Consider the following 412-nt stretch of genomic DNA (forward strand, 5'->3'; position numbering starts at 1 on the left):
CGGCGCGTACCCGAGCGCGACGTTGATCGCGAGCATGTGGGCGTTCTCCTGCGCGTTCCACGTGTGCAGGCGGCGCTCGCCGGGTCGCCAGGCGGTGTACGCGTCGAGGTTGACGGCCTTGACGAGCATGCCGAGCCGCCGACCGCGGTGCTCGCGCAGCACGAGCGTGTCCTCCTGGAACCCGAACGGCACGTCCGGCACGGGCACCTCGAGCACCGTGAACGCCGCGAGCGTCCCGGTCGGCACGTGCTCGGCGGCCGTGAGCAGCACACGCTGGTGGCGCTGCGCGCGCGTCAGCAGGTGGTGGCGCACCCGCTCGGCGTCCCAGCGCTCCTCCTCGGTGTCGTAGCCCGCGTTCGGCGCGTCCGTGCTCATGCGGGTCCACAGCACCGCCAGCGCCGGGAGCCACGCG

Annotated in this window: 1 pseudogene; it reads right to left on the minus strand. The window is 73.8% G+C overall.

Annotation, left to right across the window (positions count from 1 at the left end):
* Positions 1-375 (minus strand): annotated as a pseudogene (locus G3I71_RS48835) (hypothetical protein); the annotation flags it as partial.
* Positions 376-412 lie beyond the last annotated feature (37 nt).

Origin of the sequence: Streptomyces sp. SID12501, assembly GCF_010550245.1 — a bacterium.
Lineage (GTDB): Bacteria > Actinomycetota > Actinomycetes > Streptomycetales > Streptomycetaceae > Streptomyces.